Origin of the sequence: Novosphingobium sp. SL115, from assembly GCF_026672515.1 — a bacterium.
GTDB lineage: Bacteria > Pseudomonadota > Alphaproteobacteria > Sphingomonadales > Sphingomonadaceae > Novosphingobium.
The window spans coordinates 307624-328770 of sequence record NZ_JAPPRG010000001.1 but is presented as its reverse complement, the minus strand read 5'-3'; the positions used below and the strand labels follow the sequence as shown (position 1 = coordinate 328770).

Below are 21147 nucleotides of genomic sequence, written 5' to 3'. Positions count from 1 at the left end.
TGTTGCCGTGACCGCGCTCGACCCTGACCTGACCTATACCGATGGCACCGTCTATCGTATCGTCAATGCGGCAGGCGGGCGCACGGGAACCTTTGTCGGTCTGACCGAAACTTCGGCCTTCCTCGATTTTGCGCTTGGTTACGATTCGACCGGAGCGTTCCTCACCACCACCGTCATCCGCCAGTTTCCCGATGTGGCGCTAACCTTCAATCAGCGCGAAGCCTCATCGGCGCTCAAGGACTTCAGCCGGGCGGTAGGGAGCGATGCACTGGCCGTCTACAACGCCATTCTGATCCTCGATGCAGATGCTGCCCGTGCAACCTTCGATGCCAGTTCCGGCGAAATCTACCCGACCCTGCTGGCAGGACGCCAGCGCGCCGGCATGGCTCTGACCGGCCGGCTGGCCGCGCGCGGCGTTGCAAAGGGCAACGAAGGGCTTGTCCTGTGGGGCGGCGTTCTGGGTGAGCGCGCGAATGTTGATGCGGATACGGATCGCAACGGTGCCTATAGCAAGGCCGACAGCTTCGGGCTGGAATCGGGCCTCGATTATCGCGAAGCCGACGACGCATGGGCTATCGGGATCGGCGGCGGCTGGCAGGATGGCAACGTGCATCTGGCCGCACGCGGTTCGCGCGCAAAGACCGATGCCTGGGCACATCGGCGCTTACGGCCGCTATGGCACCGGCGCCGCCGGGTTCAGCACGGTTGCCAGCGTGGTCTATGCCGATGCCGATGCTGCGGTCACACGCCAGATCGCGTTCGGCTCCATCGCGCGCTCAGCCCTTTCCAGCGTCGATCTGCGCACCACAGCGGCCAGCGCCGAGGCGCGCTATGGCATCGGCAATGACAAGATGGCTGCAGGGCCGCTGGTCAGCATCGATTATGTTTCGACTAGACTGGGCCGGATCGCGGAGACCGGCGCAGACGCGCTCAATCTTTCAGGTGCGGGCAAGCGCGACAACTGGACGCGCATTGGCGTGGGCGGCTTTGCCCGGCGCTCCATCGGTACAGGTTTTGCCGAACTGTCGGCGCGCTATGTCGACCGCAATCGCCTGATCACCAGCGTTGATCTCGCAATGGCCGGGGCCCCAGCAGCCCATACGGTGCGTGCCGCGCAGGGCAGCAGTGGCGGCGCGCGCATCGATGCTCGCACCGAGTTTGCGATCGGCAAGAATTGGGCGATCAGCGGCAATCTTGGGGCAGCCATCGCAACGCGCGAAGGCCAGTTCGATGGCAACATAAGGCTGAGCTACCGGTTCTGAGGATCGCCTGCTCCCGCTTTTGGGGATTCGGCAACGTGATTTGGTTAGGGGGGCGAAGGCAAGTCTGTGCACAAACGGCGATTTAAGGACAAGCGATCAAATGACGACGTCGTCCCAGAAGCGGCATTCCGCTTCTGGCAGCACGCGACCAAATGTCGCCGCTCGCGGTTCGCATGGGAACGACCGCTTCGGAGAAACTCGGCTGTTCAATGGCGATGCCAGGTAAGGTATTTGAGAGCAAAAGCCTCCAGTAAAGCTGGTGCGGTTCAGTGCAGCGTTGCTCGCTGGTTCAATTGAGCGGGTTCTCCCCCAATGGGCCGGGCACGAACATATCATTCATCTGGTCTATCCAACCCCGCGCGGCATGCTGCCCTCGAGGCGCAGCCTGATCGACTATCTGGCGATCCATATGCCCGCGACGATTCAGCAACGCGGGATCAGCCATGACGATACGGGATGAGGCCCACAGGCCAGCCAAACCGGTGCGCTGAAGAGGCCTAGGCCCGGTCCGCCCCATAGGCGCGCAGGAATACGTCGACTGCTTCATCGACCGCGGCCCCGCGCTCGAACCAAGTGCGCGCACCGAACAATTTGGGCTCGACGATTCCGGTTTCGAGCAGTCCCTTGAGGTGAGCTGCTGCGACCATCGGGGTCGCTTCGCGGATCAGGCCATTACTCTGCAGGTGGTCGATATAGGCCGCGACCTCGTTCCACGACCGCTCGCAGCCAAGCCTGTAGAGTGTCTGCCCAAGATCCGAATTCATGCCTTCGGCGATTGCGGTACGCAGCACGGCGAGCGCATCGGGCGATGTCAGCAGCGCCAGATAGGCATTGCCGAATGTGCACAGGACCCTGCGCAGGTCGACATTACCTTGGTCGAGGAGCTTGATGGTCTCGTCGGCCTGATCCTCCATCAAGGCCATCATCGCGGCCGCGAACAGATCTTCCTTCGACTTGAAGTAGCCGTAGAGCGTGCCCTTCGATCCGCCCAAGCGTGCCGAGATCATCGCCATGCTGGCGCGTGCATAGCCGACCTCTCGGAAAATCTCGGTCGCGACCTCGAGGATCGCCTGCCGGCGGCTATCTGTTCTGACTCGCATCGCTGCTCCTTTTTCGAACCGACCTGTACGCTTTTCCATTGACTCCCGCAACCAGTGGCGAATAATGACCGTCCTGTACGGTTTTAGGGGCCAAGTCATGCGTAGCTTCCATCCCTCGGCGTCCGGCAATCTCGTTGCTGCAGCGGCCGTCATTCTGCTTTCCAGTTGCGCGACGCTGCCGCCCAAGGGCGAGCGGCCACCGCCGGCAGCTCTTGAAAATTTCGCCAGCGCTGCCAGCCTCGCCGCACCGCAGGCGGCCTGGCCCTCTGACCGCTGGTGGGACGGCTTTGGCGATGCGCAGCTCGATACGCTCATCACGGAAGGGCTGGCGGGCGCTACCGACCTGCGTGTCGCTGAGGCGCGGTTCGCACGGGCTCAGGCGCTGATCGGCGAGGCGCGCAGCCACCTGTCGCCATCTGTGACGGCAGGCGGCGAGACCGGCGCCACCAAGCAGAGCTACAATTACCTGTTCCCGGAGGCTGTCGCCCCAAAAGGGCTGGCCCGATTATGGCCTGGCAACGGTCCGGCTCGATTGGGAACTCGACTTCTTCGGCCGCAATCGCGCGGCCCTCGCGGCCGCACGCTCGGAAGCCGAGGCCGCCAGCGCGGAAGCCGCTGCCGCGCGTCTCGCTGTTTCGGCGGGGATCGCCAGCGCCTATGCCGATCTTGCCGGCCTCCATGCCGAGCAGGATGCGGCCGAACGCGCCGTAACCGTGCGCCGGCGCACGCTCGAGCTTATGGAAAGGCGCCGGCAACGCGGACTGGAAAACACCGGCGCCATCGAGCGCGCCCGTTCGGCGCTCGCTACGGCCGAGGGCGAGCGCGCGGCGCTGGGGGAATCGTTGACGCTGACCCGTCACCGGATCGCGGTCCTGCTGGGCGCCGGTCCGGATCGCGGACTGACGATCAACCGGCCGATGGTCGCTGCATCGGCGGGTTATGGCCTGCCTGCCAATCTGCCCGCCGAGTTGATCGGGCGCCGGCCCGACATCATCGCGGCCAAGCTGCGCGCGCAAGCGTCGGCGAGCCGGATCAACGAGGCGCGCGCCGCCTTCTATCCCAACGTGAACCTCGCCGGGTTGATCGGCCTGCAGGCGCTCGGACTCGACAATGTGTTCAAGTCGGGTTCCGAGTTCGGCACGGTGGGGCCGGCCTTCACCCTGCCGATTTTCGACGGCGGGCGGCTGCGCGGTCGCTATCGCGCCGCCGAGGCGGACTATCGAACGGCGGTGGCGCAATATGACGGAGCGCTGGTGCAGGCGCTGCGCGAGGTCGCCGATGCGGCGGCGAGCGAACGCGCGCTCTGCGAACGGCTCGACCGCGCGCAAGTCGCCGAGCGCGCCGCCAGCGCGGCCTGGACTGTCGCCGACAACCGCTATCGCGGCGGTCTTGCCACCGCGCTCGACGTTCTGTCGGCCGAAGATGCGCTGATCGCGGCGCGCCGAAGCGTGGCTGCGCTCCAGGCCCGCGCCTTTGCCCTCGACGTTGCTCTCATCCGCGCCCTTGGCGGCGGCTATCGCTCCTGAAGGAGATCCCGATCATGATCCAAGCCCCCTCCGCCGCCGAAACCGGGCCCGAGACGTCCGAAGAGGACAAGACTGACGCTGCATCGAGCGCCAAACGCAAGCGGCTCTTCCTCGGCCTTGGCGCCGCCATCATCGTGCTTGGCGGCGGCTATTATGGCTATGACGTCCTCATTGCCTCGCGTCATGTCGAGACCGACAATGCCTATGTCGGCGCCAATGTCGCGCAGGTGACGCCGCTGATAGCCGGCGCTGTGCGCGAGGTGCTGGTCGACGATGCCGTCGCGGTGAGGCGCGGTGACATTCTCGTCAGGCTCGACGACACCGATGCCAAGCTCGCGCTCGCGCGCGCGGAGGCGGACCTGAGCCGTGCCGAGCGCCAGGTTCGTGGGCTCACCGCGACCGACACGGGCCTTGGCGCTCAGGTCACGGCGCGGGCGGCCGATGAGGCTCGGGCGGACGCTCAGCTAGTGGCGGCCCGCGCCGACCTTGCCCGCGCGAAGATCGACCTCGACCGCCGCGAGGCGCTGGCGGCGTCCGGCTCGGTGTCGGGTGAGGAGCTGACCACGGCGCGCAACGCTCGCAGCACCGCCGCGGCGAATCTCAAGGCGGCGGAAGCGGCAAGGGCGCAGGCCTCGGCCAATCGCACGGCGGCGATCGGCAGCCGCGATGCCAACCGCGCCCTCATCGCCGATACGACGGTCGATACCAATCCCGAAGTTCTCGCCGCTCGCTCTGCGCGCGATCAGGCGCGGGTGGATCTCGAGCGCACGATCATCCGTGCGCCGGTCGACGGCATCGTCTCGCGCCGTCAGGTGCAGGTCGGCCAGCGCGTGCAGGCCGGAGCCAACATGATGGCGGTGGTGCCGGTGCAGGCCGCTTATGTCGATGCCAACTTCAAGGAAGGGCAGCTTCGCCGCGTGAAGCCCGGCCAGCGCGTTACGCTCACCTCTGATCTCTATGGCGGCGATGTCGTCTACCGCGGCACGGTGGTGGGCTTCTCGGGCGGCACCGGCTCGGCCTTCGCCGTGGTGCCGGCGCAGAATGCGACCGGCAACTGGATCAAGGTGGTGCAGCGCCTGCCCGTGCGGATCAGGCTCAATCCCGCGCAGCTCAGGGAACATCCTTTGAGGGTCGGGCTGTCGATGACTGCCGACGTCGACCTCTCCAATTGAGCTGAAAGGTGCCCGCCATGGCCGAGGCCAAGACCCTGCCTGCCGAATCCGGGCCGCTCACCGGCGGCAAGCTCATTCTTGCCGCTATCCTGATCGGCATGGGCAACTTCCTGGTCGTGCTGGACACCACGATCGCCAATGTCTCGATCCCGCATATCGCGGGATCGCTCGGCGTGTCGGTGTCGGAGGCGACCTGGGTCATCACTTCCTATGCTGTCGCGGAAGCGATTACCGTGCCGCTGACGGGATGGCTCTCGCGCCGCTTCGGCGCGCAGAAGGTGTTCACCTCCTCCTACATCGCCTTTGGTATACTATCGCTGCTGTGCGGCCTGTCCGGCACGCTGGGCGTGCTAATCGGCGGCCGCGTGCTGCTTGGCCTCGCCGGTGGCACGATCATTCCGCTTTCGCAGACCTTGCTCCTGCGCATCTTCCCGCCCGAAAAAGCGTCCATCGCGATGATTATTTGGGCAATGACGACGACGGTCGCGCCAATTGCGGGGCCGATCCTGGGCGGGATCATTTCCGACAATATCGGGTGGGAGTGGATCTTTTTCATCAACATCCCCATCGCGTTGGGTGGCGGGATCGGCCTTCTCTACCTCTTCCGCGGTCAGCTCGAGGAACTGGTCAAGGCGCGGATCGATATTGTCGGCCTCGTGCTGATGATCGTCTGGGTCGGCGCCCTGCAGATCATGCTCGACGAGGGCCGCAACCACGATTGGTTCGCCGCTACAGAAATCCGCACGCTCGCGATTATCGCGGCTATCGGCTTTATCGCCTTCCTGATCTGGGAACTGACCGACCGACACCCGATCGTCAATCTGCGCGTCTTTCGCCATCGCGGGTTCGTCGCCGCCTCGCTTACCTATTCGGTGGCGTTCGGCGCCTTCTTCGCAACGGTCGTGCTTATCCCGCTCTGGTTGCAGCAGAATATGGGCTACACCGCCACCTGGGCGGGCTATGCCACCGGCATCATGGGCATCTTCGCGGTGCTAAGTTCGCCCGTGATCGGCCAATTCGCCGAGAAGATCGATGCCCGACTTATCGTCTCGATCGGCGTGCTGGGTCTCGGCCTCATCTCGGTTTGGCGTATGGGGTTCACGCCCGACATGACCTTCTGGCAGATGGCGTGGCCCATGCTCGCGACCGGGCCGTTCCTGATGATGTTCTTCATTCCTGTCACGGGGCTGTGCATGGCGAGCGTCGATCCTGAGGAGCAAGCCGACGCCGCTGGCATCTCCAACTTCATGCGTACCGTTGCCGGCGCGTTCGCCGCCTCAATCAGCCAGACCGGGTGGGGCAACGCGACCCGCGAGAATCAGGCCGAACTGGTCGGCGCCATGTCGCAGGGTCAGGCGACGCTCGACACGATGCAGGCGCAGGGCATGTCCCCCGATATGGCGACGACGATGTTGTCAGGGGTGGTCGAGTACCAGAGCACGATGCTCGCGACCCTCAACATGTTCGCAGCTATCGCGCTTTGTTTTGTTGTGGCAGCGGTGCTCATCTGGTTGGCACCCAAACCCAAGGGACCGCTCGACATGAGTGGCGGCCATTGAGGAAGACAATCCCTCAATTCTCCCTGAGTGATCAAGTGGAGAATGAGTAGCCATTCTCGTTGGAGGACGTCACCGGCGCCGCCCTGCGAACGGCCGCTTCACCTGGAAGCTGCCGTTCGCGATGGTGTTCGGGAATGGCCGCATTGTCCCACGAAGCGGCGTTCCGCTTCCGGTAGCACGCGACCAAATCAGGCCGTTTGCGATCGCCATATCGAACGTCTGTTTTCGCTCAAACCAGCCATGCCGCGGTCGGGATCTCACTTCGGACGCGGTTGTGGCCGCAGATGGGCTGCAGCTACCTTTGCGGCATGTCGGTTCAATGCTGTCAGGCTGATCTCTGTGGGTCGGCTAGTGGCCCGCCGCTCCGAATGGAACGGCGGGCCGCAGCATCAGATGCGAACGAAGTTGTGCATTGCCAGCGCACCGAAAGGGAGCGATGCCAGCGGACCGCCGACATCGAGCGTGCCAAGGTCGATCGCTACAAAACCGATGGCTTCAATGATTGCGCGCACCTGCGCCTTGGCGTCGGCATCGTCGCCCGAATAGAACAGAACGCGCTGGCCGCCCGCCGCCTGGGGTTCAGGCAGGACGTTGACGTCGAGATGGTTAAAGGCCTTCACCACCCGCGCGCCGGCGACAAGTTGCGAAACCACCGCGCTGGAATGGGTATCACCAAGGTCGACTGCCTTGATGCCATAGGCCGCCAGAGGGTTGGTCGGATCACTGGCATCCGGCGAGCCCGGTTCGAGGAACAGAACAGGGTTCGTGCCGTCGATCACGATGCGATTCTCCCAGGCGGGAAGCCCGCCCAGCACATCCTTGAGTGAGGCCCACGGCATTGCCAGCACGACCAGATCGGCGCTCGCCGCCTCGGCCACAGTGCCTGCGGATATCGTCTCGCCCAGTTCCTCGACCAGCGCCGCGAGCGAGGCCGGGCCGCGCTTGTTGGCGATGATGGCGGTCAAGCCGACCTTGGCAAGCGCGCGGGCGAGGTTCGAGCCGAGTGCGCCCGATCCGACGATTCCGATAGTCATGTCATGTCTCCTTCAAAGATGGGGCAGGGATAAGGGGGACGGCAGCGCCCCATGGGCTGACCGAAGCTCGATGATATTTGTGTAAGCGACACGCTTACATTTATGGGCAAATCATGCCCATCGCAGCGGGATCGCAAAGTTCCCCAGGCGGGCGACTTCTGCGGCTACGTATGCAATGGTGACGTGGGCAAGCTCTGCCTCCATTGCCGCGCTGGCGCGGTCGAGGATGGGCTGCAGGGCGTCCTGAATGTTGCCACCAACCGAGCACCCGCGCATTGGCTGGAGGCGATGCAGCGTGAACAAGCGGGTGTCTTCGACCGCATTGTAGACGTCGAGCAGGCGGATGCTGGTGGCAGGCTTCGCCAACAAGGCGCCGCCGCCCGCGCCCAGTTGTGAGGTCGTCAATCCGGCTTGATGTAGGCGTGACAGCAAGCCGCGAATAACGACAGCACTGGTGTTGGCCGAAGCGGCCAGATCAGCCGATCGCATCGGTGTGCCGTCGCTGACAGCCATCGCAGCAAGGGCGTGAACGGCAACCACAAAACGCGAACTGGTGGGCACGAAGTCAATCCTTTGATGGTGTGTAGCAGTCACGCTGACACTTCGGGGCGAGGGGCCGATCATCCGGCTTCAACCCGGAAGCAGTCGGCCACCCCCGCTCTGTTGAAGAGGAAATGCCACGCTTGCTGCAACCGGCAAAGCCTCTATTATCCGATTGTATCCATCGTATTTCCCGATGGGAGGAACTTTGACCATCGACGCGGTATCTCTCGGGCAATTGCGGGCCTTCATCGCCGTGGTTGATGAAGGCAGCTTTTCTTCGGCCGCCCGGGCGCTGCGGCGCACGCAGTCGGCTATCAGCGAATCCATCGCCAATCTCGAGGCCCAGTTGGCGGTGGTGCTGTTCGACCGGACCAATCGCTATCCCCGGCTCACTCCCGAAGGCGCGGTCCTGATTGCCGATGCCCGCAAGGTCGTAACGGCGCTCGATGAATTGCGCGCGCGGGCCAAGGGCATTTCGGGCGGGCTCGAACCGGAACTGGTGGCCGTCGTCGATGTGTTCGTGCCGATCGAGGTGGTCGCCGATGTGGCCGAGCAGTTCGGGCCCGCGTTTCCCTCGATCCCGCTGCGCCTCTATGTCGAAGCGCTCGGCTCGGCCGTTCAGCCCGTTCTGGAAGGCCGGGCAGGGTTCGGCATTGTCGGGTCACTACCCGTGCTGCCGCCGGGACTGACGGCAGAGCGTGTGGCGGACGTAAAGCTGGTGATGGTGGCGGCGGCCAGCCACCCGCTCAGTCAATATCGGGGCGCCATCCCGGCTGAAGAGCTGGCGCGGCACACGCAGTTGGTCCTGACCGATCGCTCGCATCTGTCGGATGGCCAGCAGTTCGGGGTGATGGCAACCGTGACTTGGCGGCTTGCCGATTTGGCGGCCAAGCATGCCTTCCTGCGGCGGGGACTGGGCTGGGGCGGCATGCCCTATCACATGGTAAAGCAGGATCTCGAGAACGGACGATTGCGGGAACTGTCCATCCAGAATGTTCCACCCGGCGGAGCAACGCTGACGATGTCAGCGGTCTACAGGACGGCCGAACCGCCGGGACCGGCAGGTCGCTGGATGATCGAGCGCCTCAAGCACTGCGCGCTGAACGCGGAGTGAGGCCCATCCATCGGGCACACCGATGGATGTGATCGATTTTCAGCGGCTACCCTGCGGATATCCCATCTGGCAAGACCGCTGGGAACGCTCGGACCCGAGCTGTGCAAGGATACCGGAAATGAACGCGCCCACGACGATCTCGACCCACCGCCGCATCCGCTACAAGACCATGGGCCACGGCCATGGCCCGATCATTCGCCTGATGAGCCCGGGCGACCTGGGACGGATTCTGAAGCCGTTCGTCTTCCTCGACCTGTTCTTGCCAGAAGCCGCACGGATCGGGGACATGCCGCTCCACCCCCATTCGGGCATCGCCACGGTGACAGTGCTGACCGAAGGCGATCTGCGGTTCGACGATCCGGTCAGCGGTTCGGGAACGATCGGCTATGGCGGGGTGGAATGGATGCGCGCTGGCGGCGGCGTTTGGCACGGCAAGGAGATGTCGCAAGGCACATCGCCCCGGATCAAAGGCTTCCAGCTATGGCTCGCGCTCCCGCCCGAACTCGAAAATGCTGCTGTCGACAGCCAGTATATCGAGGCGGCCGATATGCCGGTCGCTGGCCCCGCCACCGTCATCCTCGGCGAATGGGCCGGCGCGGTCAGCCCGGTGCGGGCGCCTGCCGGGATCAACTATCTGCTGGTGGCGCTCGCCCCGCACGAAAGCTGGACTTACACGCCCCCGACCGAGCATAGCGTTGCCTGGTTGGCGATCAGTCATGGCGGCCTGACCGGCGACCTCGTCGCGCAATCCGGTGAACTGGCGATCCTTGAGGGAACGGGCGCGATTCCGCTCCAAGCATCGGCAACTGGCGCCCGTTTCGTCGTGGCATCCGCCATCGAGCATGGGCATGATCTCGTTATGGGAACCTACTCGGTGCATACCAACAAGGAAGCATTGCAGCAGGGCGAGAAGCGGATCGTTGAGCTTGCTCAGCGGCTGACAGAGCAAGGCGCGTCAGGCCCGACGCCAGTGTTTCGCGGCTGAACCGGCGGATGTTATCGGGCACGGCTGCGGACGCGACAGCGTGCGCAGGCCCCGACCTTTGTCGGTAACCGCTCCGGGGTCGGACTGGTTCAGTCAGTTTGGCGATGCCGAACTTTGAACAGCCGCTACCATTGCTCCCGGGCAAGGATGCGTCCGCTTGTGGCAGAGGTTGTCGTTCATCTTGGCATTTGCGAACGACAGCATAGTCCCAGGGTGACTAAAGTCGGCTCCCCGCCTGTGCTGCGGGGAGCCGACGGTTCAGATTTCGGTGTTTTCAGCGAGCGCGAGCGCGTCTTCCACATCGATCCCCAGATAGCGGACCGTATTCTCAATCTTGCTGTGGCCGAGCAGGATCTGAACGGCGCGCAGGTTGCCAGTCGCCCGGTAGATGATCGAGGCCTTGGTTCGGCGGAGCGAATGCGTGCCATATTCGCTTCGCATCTGGCCCACCCCCGTCACCCATTCGTCGACAAGGCGGGCATATTGCCGTGTGCTGAGGTGAGCATTGCGATCAACCCGGCTTGGGAAGACAAAATCATCGACTGTGCCGCCCCGCCGCTCGAGCCACGCCAGCAGGCTGGCCCGGGCATCAGGGAGAAGTTCGAATTGAACAGGGCGACCCGTTTTCTGTTGCATCACGATGGCCCGCGTGCGGATCTGCCTGCCGCTGACGACATCGCCAATTTTCATGCGAACAAGGTCGCAACCGCGTAGTTTGCTGTCGATCGCAAGGTCGAACAGCGCCCTGTCCCGCAGGCGGCGGTGCTGATTGAGATAAAATCGGATCTCCCATATTTGTTTGGGCTTCAGGGCCCACTTGGCGCCGACAGTGCGCCCGGCATTCCAGACTGGGCGCTTGGGGGGCGCATTCACGGTTTCAAATATTTCCATGATCATTCTCCGATTGGCCAGAATTGGCCATTCTGAAGAACGGTTGCGGCCCTCCGGAGGAAATTTTGTGAGTCGTCGGCTTCACAATGGTCTGTATTCAAGGGGGCTGACCATGAATTGACAGACTTTGCCAATCTTTGCTATTTCCTTAGCCTTGGAGACTATCATGGCTACGATGAACATCTCACTGCCCGACCCGATGAAGCAATGGGTGGAAGCGCAAGCTGACACTGGCCGGTATAGCAATGCCAGTGACTATGTGCGCGATCTTATCCGTCGTGATCAGGAACGCGCCGACAAGATTGCCGCCATGCAGCGCCTGGCCGATGAAGCTAGAGCGAGCGGCTTGAGTGATGAGACGATGGCGGACATCCGGGCGCGGGCGATCAGCCAGGCTGGCTTGCAAGCCTGATCGTGCCTCGCTTCCGTTTAACACGCGCCGCAGTCGATGATCTGACAACCATCTTTCTTGAGGGAATCGAGCAGTTCGGTCTGCCTCAAGCCGACACCTATCATCAAGGGCTGAGCGCGATTTTCGCGTTTCTCGCAGACTATCCCCATGCCGCGCGTCTGCGCGAGGCGATTTCGCCGCCTGTTCGCGGGCATCCCTACAAGGCCCATCTGGTGATTTATGATGTGGGAAATGAGGGCGAGGTCATCATTCTGCGCGTACGGCATGGTCGGGAAGATTGGATATCCTCGAATTATGATGGCTAGGCGCGGCGAGGTAGGCGCAGGCGGGGATCCAGCAGAGTTTCCGCCCCAACCTGGCACTTCTCCTGTCGACCAGCTTTGGTCATTCCCTTTTGCCTTCAAGGACGACGGCGTACGCTCAAACCTGCCGTTGGTGTGGCCCTCAAAAAATAGGCAGAAGTTGCTAGCGAAGGCGACGTTTAGCAGGCTAACGTCCGGCGTCGGAACCAGTCATACATTCACCGTCGCCGAGCCAAACCTGCCCCCATCACGAACGCCCCGCCTGCAATCAGCCTCATGCCGGGGTGTTCGCGCATGTCCAGCAAGCTCCGGCTATCATTCACTGGCACTTGTCAGTATTTGTAGGACTGGCCACCGTCGATGGGAATTGTTGCGCCGTTGATGAACAGTGCTTCGCCCGAGAGCAGGAAAGCGACCAGCGCGGCAACTTCTTCGGGCCGGCCGAACCGCTTCATCGGATTGACCGACACGAACTGGCGGCCCACGTCTTCCCAATCATTCCCGCCGATCTGGCGCAGCGAGCCTTCGACCATTGCGGTCATGATTGCGCCCGGTGCGATGGCGTTGATCTGGATTCCGAACTGTCCATATTCCACCGCCGAGTTGCGCGTCAGGCCGACCACGCCGTGCTTGGCCGCAGCATATCCGGTCTGGTTGCCCACCCCGCGTATGCCGCCGACCGATGCGGTGTTGACGATGGCACCACAACTCTGTTCGCGCATGACCTTGAGCACTGCCGACATGCCAAAGAACACCCCGTCGAGATTGATCGCAATCACGCGGTGGAATTCTTCGGCACCAAAGTTCTCGGTCAGGTTCTGGCGGCCTTCGATCCCGGCGTTGTTAAAAAAGCCGTCGATCCGGCCATGTTCCGCAACCGTCGCATCAACGTAGGCCTGCACTTGCGCCACATCGGCCACGTCTGCCTTGATCAGCGTGGTGCGCGTGCCATCGGGCAGCGTAGCGCGCGCGGCCTCCAGCCAGTCCTCGCGCAGGTCAACAAGGACCAGTATCGCGCCCTCTCCAGCCAGCCTTTGCACGGTCGAAAGGCCAAGCCCGGACCCTGCCCCGGTGACGATCACGACCTTGTCCTTGAAACGCATTGCTTCGTCCTTCCGTCTGTTTCAGTTGACGGCCTACCGGCCTCCGCTTGGGCGCGGAAACCAGCACATTGAGCAGGGCCGCAGTTAATCGATGCGTTCGATGGCGGGCGGCACCCACGTACGGTCGAGTACCGACGGCTGCGGGCGATAGAGGCGCATCATCAAGTAGAACGGGGCATCAGCGGCCACGGGCAGCCAGTTGGCCGATGCACGTTCCGGCGGCGGTGGTGTTGCGGCAAGTTCGATGGTGACACTGCCGTCCCGATCCATAACAAGGCCGCCCGTCCTGTCACCCACAGAGTAGCGGTTTGCGTTGTTGGCGATCATGAAGCCGGTATCGTCATACGCGGTGATGGACCAGAAGGCATCGACGGGCGGCAATTCCCCGGCGGCAAAACGGATGCGGTAGCGATGGCTCCCGTCGAGTTTGCACCCGGCAGCATCGACCCGCGCAATCGGGTAGATTGCCTCTTCCGGCACGGCGACGAAGATCTGGTCTTTGGCCACGGCGGCGCGCAGCATATTGTCCGAGCCGAAACGCGGGCCAAGATCGTTGGTGGTCCAACCATTGCGTTCAACGCCCAGGCGCAGCGAGGCGAGGCGCACGTCCTCCTTTGCCCGCGCATAGCCTCGAGCAAGCGCCGAAAGTTGGCCAGCAGAGAGACCGTTTGGCTGGAAACCAGATTTACGCGAAATGCCAAGGGGCTCCAGCGCTGCAATCGCTGCCTTGTCCTGCGGGCGGACGATCCAATCCTGCAGGATGGCGCCAAGTTGATGGAAAAACGCAAGGTCCGGCGGCGTGCCGACTGAGCCTTGTGCCAGTTCCCGCTGGGGTGTTGCAGAAGCAGCAATGCGCTTTCCTTTGCGCCAATCGGCCCAGCGAACCACGGCGAGCCGATCCTGAAGTGCGTGGACTTCGGGATATTCTGCAGGCGAACGCACAAGGATGCGTCCCGCCACGCCGACATAACGCGTCGAAACCGGCACATCGACCATGCCGCGCGGAATGGGGCCGCGCCAGCCTGGCCCATGCACGAACAGCGGCGGCAATTGCCCGCCATGCGTCCGCTGGCCAAGCGACTGATCGGACGAGGAATCTGCAAGGTTGATTGAGAACGCGTAGTACCGGTTACCGAAATCAGGCGCGGTCACGATCAGCGGACCATCCGCAAGATCGAGCCACGCCGATGAATAGATCGTATAGTTGTTCGGCCCCACGCCTGCACGCATTTCGGGGCCGGACAGCATCCGCCGGTGCTTGAACGCATTGATCGGCGTGTCGGTATCCTTGGCCGATTGCCCCTGTGTAAAGCGTTTGCGGATCAGCGCCGCTTCGACCAGCGGCATCCCCCAGACATAGCCGCGATAGGCGGCCTCCTCGATTGCGGCCTCGTTCACGAGTGAAATTTGTCCGACAGGTCTGGCCTGGGCGGGCATCATTGCTGGCATAATGGCGCACAGCAGAGCAGCGCTGATAAAGGCTTTGGCCGTCATTTCCGGCTTGCCTTTCCGTCTGGCAGTTTTTCGATTGCTGGCGGACGCCATTCTCCGCTTTTCATTGCTGCTTCCGGTCCCTGCGCACGGATGGCAACATAAAACGGCCCAGCCGGAACCGGCAGGACGTTGGGCGACTTTCCAAGCGCTTCGGGCTGATGGCTAAACAGGACCGTGACCGATCCATCCTTCCCGCGCTTCAGTCCGGGCGTCCGGTCACCCGCCATATAGCGGCCCAGTGCATTGGGATAGAGTTCGCGCGTGGCGGCATCATAGACCGTCACCGACCAGAAAAAACGGGCGGGCGGCGGCGGAGACAGCACCAGACGGTAATCGCTCAAAGCCCCGTCGAGGCGTGCACCTGTCGCATCGACGAATGAAGTGGCCGGATGGTTCTCGTCTACCACATTCCCGCCGGTGCCAAGCGTGGTGACAGCGGCGCGATAGAGGTAGTTGAAGCCATAGCGCCCGACGTCGCGTGGCTGCGACCATGCACCAACCCGCTTGCCGTTCTGGCCCATCGACGCCTTGATGACGGTTTGCGCATCGGCAAAGCCCTGCTCGATGCCTGAGAGTATAGCCGGATCTGCCAGCACATCGTCAACCTTGCGATTGCCCGCGATGCCGATCGCGCCAAAGCGATAGACAAGCGCGTCTTCGCGCAAGGGGTGGCCGCATGTGCGCAGCACGAAATCAAGAATGCGCATGAAACCGGCGGCACTCTGGTCATCGCCATCAGGAAAGGATGCAGGCGGCGCGCCTTTGGCAACCGGGCTGAGGCGGAACCTGTCCTGCAAGGCGTTGGCTAGGGGCAGATCGCCTTTGGCTTCCTGCACCAGCACGCGCAGCAATATCCACGTAAACGGCGTTGCCACGCGGAACAGCGTCGTGCCTTCGGGCACTTCGCCCTGCCAATCGGTCGTCGCAATCAGAAAGCGTCCGCCGTCTGTGCCATGCGTGCGGGCGCTGATGTTTGTGGCATTACCATGAATATCAAGGAAGTTGGCGGTGAAATAGCGCCCCGCTGTGTCGGGCACGTCGAACAGCACGGGACCATCGCGCAAATCCAGCCAGGCGTTGGAATAGAGCGTATCGGCATTGGGCGTCTTAAACGCTTTGTATCCCGGCCCTGCCAGCGCGCGATCATGGGCAAAGGCGTTGAAGCCGGTAAAATCAGGATCGTTGCGGTCCACCGCCTGCTGATACATCTGACGGTATTGAAGGACCGCTGTTGTACCATAGATCATGGCATCGAAAGCCAGCGCGCGGGCCAGCACCTGCCGCGCTTCGGCGCTGCCGGGGATCGTATCGTCAAGCTGCGCAAACTGGTGTTGATCGGCGAGCGCCGGATCATATGTGCGCGATTGGGCCTGAGGTTCTGCAATTGCAAGGGCCGGGGCCAGCGCGAGTGCGGTGACCGTCAGCCGGTATCCACGCGCCAGCGCCTTCGCCCCGGCGATCACTTGATGGTTACCCGCACTTCTTGAAGGTCGCCGGTAAAGGCGCTGTTGGGCACGGTATAGTCCGGGCTGACAGGCGTGATACGGTCAATGCCGATGTCCAGCCCTTCGGTGTGCGACATCCACGCCGCCACCGTGCGCCCCAATCGGCCTGAACCGGCCGGCTTGCCATCGACCAGCAAGGTCAGCGTGCCCGGCGTGCCCTCAGTCGCACTGTCGGCCACGAATTCGACAGACAGGGTGTGCTTGCCTTCGCTGAGCGCGCTGTCGGCGCTGATCGTGAAAGCATCGGCCCCCACGGCATTGTAGTGAAATGTTGGGCGTCCGTTCTTCAGGTAGAAGCTGTAGCCGCCGAACCGTCCGCCCTGCGCGATCATCACGCCCTTGGCTCCGGCACCCGCTGTGACGTCAGCGTCGATGCGGAAGCTTTTGCCGATGGTGCGTGGTGCGGCATCCTCGGCGATCGTGGCCGTGCCGGGGCGGTAGGTGAAGCTGTTCCGGTAACGACCGAGCGATGGCCTGCCTGCGGTCCCCTGGCTGTAGTCGTGAATCGGCAGAATGTTGTTCTTCGCCGCTTCCGACCAGAACAGGTCCTGCATCTGCTTCAGCTTGGCCGGGTTCTTCTTCGCCAGATCCTTGGCCGTGCTGAAATCGGTATCGAGGTTGAACAGCGACCATTCGCGTTGATCCGGGCCGACGCTCAGCTTGCGGTCACCGGCAGCACCCGCTTCCCATGCGGGGCGCTTGGGCAGGGTGCCCGCCATCCAGCCATCCTTGTAGATGCCGAAGTTTTCCATCATTTCGTAAAGTTGCGTACGCCGCGCCGAAGGAGCCGACCCTTGCGTGAAGGTATACGCCAGGCTGATACCATCAACGGGCTTTTGCGGCACGCCCTTCACCACTTCCGGGGCGGAGATGCCGACGGCCTCCAAGACGGTGGGCATGATATCGCTGACGTGAGCATATTGTGATCGGATCGCGCCTTTTTCGGCAATGCGCTTGGGCCATGAAACGACCATGCCATTGCGCACACCGCCGGCCTGCGAAGCCACCTGCTTCCACCACGGGAAGGGCGAATTGGTGGCCCACGCCCATGCAGCGGGGAAATGGTTGTAAAGGCTGGGGCCACCGATTTCGTCGATGTGGGCGATCTTTTCGGCCAGAGTTTCCTTGCGTCCGGTGATCGTCGATTGCTCGTAGAGCAGCCCGTCCAGACCACCTTCGGCGCTGCTGCCATTATCGCCGTTAATGAACACGATCAGCGTGTTGTCAAACTCGCCGGTCTCACGGATTGCCTCGATCATACGCCCGGTCTGGTAGTCAGAATAGGCAACGCTTGCGGCAAAGGCTTCCATCATCCGGGCATAGAGCTTCTTCTTATCTGCCGAGAGCGAAGCCCAAGCCGGCAGCGATGAGGGACGCGGGGAAAGCTGCGAGTTCGCAGGAATGATGCCGGAACGTTTTTGCCTGACGTAGATCTCCTCGCGCAGCTTGTCCCAGCCCTGATCGAACTTGCCACTGAACTTTGCCAGCCAATCCTTGGGCGCATGGTGCGGGGTGTGAGCGATGCCCGGCGCGTAATACATGAAGAACGGCTTGTCGGGTGCGGCAGCCTGCTGGGTGCGCAGCCAGGTGATGGCCTTGTCCGCCATGTCCTTTTCAAAGAAGTAATTGGGATCATCGCGCGGGAAATCGCGCGGCAACGTGTTTTCAGTGATGCTCGGCTCCCACATCGACGTGTCTGCCGAAAGGAAGCCGTAAAAGTATTCAAAGCCCATGCCGGTTGGCCACTGGTCAAACGGTCCCGCAGCACTTGATTGCCATTCAGGCGTCAGGTGGCTCTTGCCGAACATCGCGGTGTTGAAGCCATTTTCCTTCAGCACCTCAGCAACGGTCGCTGCGGTCTTGGGGATGACCGTGGTATAGCCATCATAACCGGTTGGCAGATTGGTGACGTTGCCCATGTCGACGTTTTGCGGCAGGCGCCCGGTCAGGAGCGAGGCGCGCGTGGGCGAACACAAGGCTGTTGTGTTGAACCGGTTATAACGCAAACCATTCTGCGCCAGCGCATCAAACGTGGCCGTGGGCACCGGCCCGCCAAAAGCGCTGGTAACGCCAAAGCCGACATCATCGGTCAGGATGACGAGCACATTGGGCGCGCCCTTGGGGGCTTCGGGCTGCGAGGGCCAGGTCGGCGCGTGGCTATCCTGCACAGTGCGGCCCACCTTGCCAGCCAGCGGATCAACCTGTGCGGTCTGTGCCATCAAGCACGACGGTGCCAGCAAAGCGCCGATGGCCGCAGCAGAACAAAGGCGGAGCCGATAGCGTGATAGACGTGCCGAAGACCGGTCGATGGCGTGGCGGATCATGCGCATGGCAAGGGCCTCTCGTTGGGGAATTGGCAAAAAGGTCCGGCCACCTGCCTCTTCACGAAAAAGAGCAGGCGGCCGGACAAGGGAGGAACTCAATATCGGAAGGTAGCCTGCATCATCACGGTGCGGGGCAACGTGGCAAAGCCGATCTGGTCGGCCAGCACACCTGCGGTTCCACCTGTGCCCGAACCGGTGTTCGGCGCATCAGTCCCGCCCGTGGCGTACCAGCGGTTGGTCAGGTTCTTGCCAATAACGGCAAGCTCCCAGCGGTCATTTTCGATCTTGAGCCGCAGAGCCGCATCCAGATTGACATAATTGGTCTGACGCGTTGCCGGATTGCCGAACGCCGTAGCAATATACTCGCCGCTGTAGCGCGCATCGGCAGACGCTCCGATCACCAGGCCATCAGACAGGTTAGCCTCATAGTTGAAACCCAAAGTGCCCGTCCATTCCGGCGCGTTGGCGGTCGGCAGCCCCTTCAGATTCTGACGGTTTGCCACCGTATCGGTTGCCGGGTTGAAGGACCGGGTCTGATTGCCCGATCCGCCCGGTACGAACACCAGATTGCATCCCTGATTGCGGGTCTGTCCGGCATAGCAGGGCGCACCGGCTGCATCGCCATAGCGGGTCTTGTTGTAGTTGATCGAACCGTGGACATCGAACCCGGCAAGGCCGCGCGGTGCGTACTGGAAATCAACCTCGACACCGCGAGTCCGCGCAGAGCCGGCGTTGATCGTGGTGAAGGCAAAGATGTCTGACCGGAAGAAGTCCAGTTGCAAGTTGCTGAACTTGTAGGTGTAGGCCGTCACGTTAAAGCGCAACTGGCGGTCGAGCAGCGTGGTCTTGATGCCCCCTTCAAAGCCGCGGGCCTTTTCAGGATCAAATTCAAAGTCGGCAAGCCCTGCATTGGGGCTGAGAATGCCCGAGTTCGAGAACCCGCCAGATTTGTAGGCCGTTTTATACGCCGCCCAGATGTTGATGTCCTGCGTCGGCTTGTAGCTAAAGGTCACTTCGGGTGACCAATCGTCGAACACCTGGCTGGACGTGACCCGGCTGCCGGGCAGGAAGATTCCCTGGGCCACGCGGATCGGATGCGAATAGGGCTGAAGGAAATAGCTATCTTTCGTCTCGTGCGTATAGCGCACGCCGCCAGTCACCTCGACCTGCTCGACCGGCTTGTAAATCACCTGCCCGAAAGCGGAGATCGTCTCGCCCGCCGTCTCGGAATCCTTGGAATTGGCAAGGAAACGTTGGAATGGCTGCGGCGCAGCGCTGTTTTCAAGGCCGCCCGATGCCGTCCATGCCAGATAATCGCGCTTGGTCTTCTGGTAAAGGCCGCCGACCATCAGGTTCAGCGGGCCGTCGTAAGACGTCAGAACGCGCAGTTCTTCCGAGAATGCATCGAAGGTTGACCATTCTGTGGCAAACACACTCGGCGCACCGCTTCTGGAAACGCTGTCAGCATCGAACTGGAAGATGTTGCGGTTCCAGTTGTAGTTGGTAACCGACGTGATCATCACATCATCAAGCTCGTAGGCGATGCTCGCGTTGACAGCCCAGCTGCGATACTGGTTGCCGGTCTGGCCATCGGCATTGGCAAAGGGCACCGAAGCTGTAATCGCATCGGGGAAACGGTTGCCTGAAGACTCAAACGCACGGCGGCAGGCAATGGCCGGATTGCCTGCAGTCGCGCCGGTGGGGCATTTGTAATAGACCGAAGCGGCAGCAGGATTGTCAGTCTTGTTTTCGCCGAAGTTGGCTTTGATCGTGGCCGTTAACCGATCGGTCGGTTGCCATTTCAGCGTCGCGCGGACATAGATTTCGTCCGACCGTCCATCACCGGCTGGGCCGGAAACATGGTTTGTCGGTGTGACAGCCTGCGCAGTAGAAGTGCGATTCAAGGTCGGGTAAGTCTGAACCGTGCCAAGCTGTTTGAAATAGCCGCGGTTCATCTTGCTCCCGCGCATTGCCACGCGCAAACCCAGCGTATCGCTCAGCGGTGTCGAGACGATCGCTTCGCCCACGATCTGGCGCGCGCGGAATTCATAGCCTGCCCGAGCGATCACTTCCAGCCGGTCACCCGGATCGGCGGTGGTGATCGAAACCACGCCAGCAGTGGCGTTCTTGCCAAAGAACAGCGCCTGCGGACCTTTGAGAATTTCGATGCCGCCAAGGTCGAAGAAGCCTTCGTTGATCGTTCGACCCTGTCCGTAATAGGATCCGTCGACCACGACGGCGACCGACTGCTCAAGCCCAATCGACGTGGTGTTCGAACCGATTCCGCGCAGGACAAGCGTCGCGCCCGATCCCGAAGGCGCCCTGCCGACGACAAAGGACGGAGTGCTGGCGGCAACGCGCTCAAGGCTTGTCAGATCATACTTCTGGATGGTTTCTGCCGAAATTGCCAGAACCGCTACGGGCACGTTCTGCGTGGTTTCCGTGCGCTTGCGGGCAGTAACCACAATGTCCTGAATGCCACCCTGATCGGCTGCCTGACCGTTGTCCGCCGCCTGATCCTGCGCATTGGCCTGATGACCGAACCCAAATGCGGTCGTGGCCATCAATATGGCCAGCGCTGCACGTGCCCGTCGCGAGTTTGCTTGCATTTCAGTCACTCCCCTCTTCCCGAATCCGTCAGCGCGATTCTGCGTCGCCACTGTTGTCGGCATAAGGCCAGAGGCAGCCGAATAACGCACCTGACTTTTATGTGAGCCGCCAAACTCGCCGTAAATCGAGTTATCGCGAGAATACCATCTAATTACCGCCAAAAACCTAACGCACGTGCCTCAATCCTTTTGAGAGAGGGCTTGAGAGTTGG

General features: G+C 62.3%; 17 protein-coding genes. 8 read left to right on the top strand and 9 right to left on the bottom strand.

Going from position 1 to position 21147, the window contains the following annotated elements; genetic code table 11:
- Nucleotides 1–713 precede the first annotated feature (713 nt).
- Nucleotides 714–1262, top strand: a complete 549-nt coding sequence (locus OVA07_RS01465; RefSeq protein ID WP_268169690.1) for an autotransporter outer membrane beta-barrel domain-containing protein — start codon at nt 714–716, stop codon at nt 1260–1262.
- A gap of 497 nt (nt 1263–1759) precedes the next feature.
- On the opposite strand, the gene OVA07_RS01460 is transcribed toward OVA07_RS01465, so the two are convergent.
- Nucleotides 1760–2677, bottom strand: a complete 918-nt coding sequence (locus OVA07_RS01460) for a TetR/AcrR family transcriptional regulator (protein ID WP_268169689.1) — start codon at nt 2675–2677, stop codon at nt 1760–1762.
- Between the two features lie 146 nt (nt 2678–2823).
- Here OVA07_RS01460 and OVA07_RS01455 point away from each other — a divergent pair, with 146 nt between their 5' ends.
- From OVA07_RS01455 to OVA07_RS01445, 3 genes are read left to right on the top strand one after another with little or no spacing between them, the layout of a single operon-like run.
- On the top strand, nt 2824–3888 hold the full coding sequence (locus tag OVA07_RS01455) for an efflux transporter outer membrane subunit (RefSeq protein WP_326493084.1): 1065 nt from the start codon (nt 2824–2826) through the stop codon (nt 3886–3888).
- Nucleotides 3889–3902: 14 nt separating this feature from the next.
- On the top strand, nt 3903–5060 hold the full coding sequence (locus OVA07_RS01450) for an HlyD family secretion protein (protein WP_268169688.1): 1158 nt from the start codon (nt 3903–3905) through the stop codon (nt 5058–5060).
- Nucleotides 5061–5077: 17 nt separating this feature from the next.
- Entirely contained in the window at nt 5078–6619 is a 1542-nt protein-coding gene (locus OVA07_RS01445; protein ID WP_268169687.1) for a DHA2 family efflux MFS transporter permease subunit, read from the top strand.
- Between the two features lie 389 nt (nt 6620–7008).
- Here OVA07_RS01445 and OVA07_RS01440 read toward each other — a convergent pair whose 3' ends face one another.
- Together OVA07_RS01440 and OVA07_RS01435 are read right to left on the bottom strand one after the other, a co-directional pair.
- A complete protein-coding gene (locus OVA07_RS01440; RefSeq protein WP_268169686.1) occupies nt 7009–7653 on the bottom strand; it encodes an NADPH-dependent F420 reductase in 645 nt (214 codons plus the stop codon).
- A gap of 111 nt (nt 7654–7764) precedes the next feature.
- Nucleotides 7765–8214, bottom strand: a complete 450-nt coding sequence (locus OVA07_RS01435) for an Rrf2 family transcriptional regulator (RefSeq protein ID WP_268169685.1) — start codon at nt 8212–8214, stop codon at nt 7765–7767.
- Between the two features lie 187 nt (nt 8215–8401).
- Between OVA07_RS01435 and OVA07_RS01430 the strand changes: the two genes are divergently transcribed.
- Both OVA07_RS01430 and OVA07_RS01425 read left to right on the top strand, forming a co-directional pair.
- Nucleotides 8402–9310 carry a LysR family transcriptional regulator gene (locus tag OVA07_RS01430; protein WP_268169684.1) on the top strand — a complete coding sequence of 303 codons (909 nt, stop codon included), beginning with the start codon at nt 8402–8404 and terminating at the stop codon, nt 9308–9310.
- A 118-nt stretch (nt 9311–9428) separates the two neighbouring features.
- Nucleotides 9429–10295 (top strand): pirin family protein, encoded by an 867-nt coding sequence (locus OVA07_RS01425; RefSeq protein WP_268169683.1) that lies wholly within the window; start codon nt 9429–9431, stop codon nt 10293–10295.
- Between the two features lie 258 nt (nt 10296–10553).
- Here OVA07_RS01425 and OVA07_RS01420 read toward each other — a convergent pair whose 3' ends face one another.
- Entirely contained in the window at nt 10554–11192 is a 639-nt protein-coding gene (locus tag OVA07_RS01420) for a tyrosine-type recombinase/integrase (protein WP_442789604.1), read from the bottom strand.
- A 160-nt stretch (nt 11193–11352) separates the two neighbouring features.
- Between OVA07_RS01420 and OVA07_RS01415 the strand changes: the two genes are divergently transcribed.
- Both OVA07_RS01415 and OVA07_RS01410 read left to right on the top strand, forming a co-directional pair.
- Nucleotides 11353–11598: a type II toxin-antitoxin system ParD family antitoxin gene (locus OVA07_RS01415; protein WP_268169681.1), complete on the top strand. Its 246-nt coding sequence runs from the start codon at nt 11353–11355 to the stop codon at nt 11596–11598.
- A gap of 2 nt (nt 11599–11600) precedes the next feature.
- Entirely contained in the window at nt 11601–11903 is a 303-nt protein-coding gene (locus OVA07_RS01410; RefSeq protein ID WP_268169680.1) for a type II toxin-antitoxin system RelE/ParE family toxin, read from the top strand.
- Nucleotides 11904–12232: 329 nt separating this feature from the next.
- On the opposite strand, the gene OVA07_RS01405 is transcribed toward OVA07_RS01410, so the two are convergent.
- From OVA07_RS01405 to OVA07_RS01385, 5 genes are all read right to left on the bottom strand, one after another.
- Complete coding sequence (locus OVA07_RS01405) at nt 12233–13003, bottom strand: glucose 1-dehydrogenase (protein WP_268169679.1); 771 nt, start codon at nt 13001–13003, stop codon at nt 12233–12235.
- Nucleotides 13004–13087: 84 nt separating this feature from the next.
- Nucleotides 13088–14401 (bottom strand): DUF1254 domain-containing protein, encoded by a 1314-nt coding sequence (locus OVA07_RS01400; protein WP_268169678.1) that lies wholly within the window; start codon nt 14399–14401, stop codon nt 13088–13090.
- A 92-nt stretch (nt 14402–14493) separates the two neighbouring features.
- Entirely contained in the window at nt 14494–15960 is a 1467-nt protein-coding gene (locus tag OVA07_RS01395) for a DUF1254 domain-containing protein (RefSeq protein WP_268169677.1), read from the bottom strand.
- Nucleotides 15957–18332, bottom strand: coding sequence for an arylsulfatase (locus OVA07_RS01390; protein ID WP_268169676.1), 2376 nt, complete (start codon nt 18330–18332; stop codon nt 15957–15959). The genes OVA07_RS01395 and OVA07_RS01390 overlap by 4 nt, the downstream gene beginning before the upstream one ends.
- 89 nt (nt 18333–18421) lie before the next feature.
- The gene (locus OVA07_RS01385; protein ID WP_268169675.1) at nt 18422–20890 is read right to left on the bottom strand and encodes a TonB-dependent receptor; all 2469 of its coding nucleotides are present in this window, start codon (nt 20888–20890) and stop codon (nt 18422–18424) included.
- Nucleotides 20891–21147: the final 257 nt, after the last annotated feature.

What these genes read in the sequence shown, in the direction of transcription:
- OVA07_RS01420 (WP_442789604.1), bottom strand. Translation starts at nt 11,192, where the DNA reads ATGATCATGGAAATATTTGAAACCGTGAATGCGCCCCCCAAGCGCCCA.
- OVA07_RS01415 (WP_268169681.1), top strand. Translation starts at nt 11,353, where the DNA reads ATGGCTACGATGAACATCTCACTGCCCGACCCGATGAAGCAATGGGTG.
- OVA07_RS01445 (WP_268169687.1), top strand. Translation starts at nt 5,078, where the DNA reads ATGGCCGAGGCCAAGACCCTGCCTGCCGAATCCGGGCCGCTCACCGGC.
- OVA07_RS01440 (WP_268169686.1), bottom strand. Translation starts at nt 7,653, where the DNA reads ATGACTATCGGAATCGTCGGATCGGGCGCACTCGGCTCGAACCTCGCC.
- OVA07_RS01450 (WP_268169688.1), top strand. Translation starts at nt 3,903, where the DNA reads ATGATCCAAGCCCCCTCCGCCGCCGAAACCGGGCCCGAGACGTCCGAA.
- OVA07_RS01425 (WP_268169683.1), top strand. Translation starts at nt 9,429, where the DNA reads ATGAACGCGCCCACGACGATCTCGACCCACCGCCGCATCCGCTACAAG.
- OVA07_RS01390 (WP_268169676.1), bottom strand. Translation starts at nt 18,332, where the DNA reads ATGCGCATGATCCGCCACGCCATCGACCGGTCTTCGGCACGTCTATCA.
- OVA07_RS01460 (WP_268169689.1), bottom strand. Translation starts at nt 2,677, where the DNA reads ATGAGCGTATCGAGCTGCGCATCGCCAAAGCCGTCCCACCAGCGGTCA.
- OVA07_RS01385 (WP_268169675.1), bottom strand. Translation starts at nt 20,890, where the DNA reads ATGGCCACGACCGCATTTGGGTTCGGTCATCAGGCCAATGCGCAGGAT.
- OVA07_RS01405 (WP_268169679.1), bottom strand. Translation starts at nt 13,003, where the DNA reads ATGCGTTTCAAGGACAAGGTCGTGATCGTCACCGGGGCAGGGTCCGGG.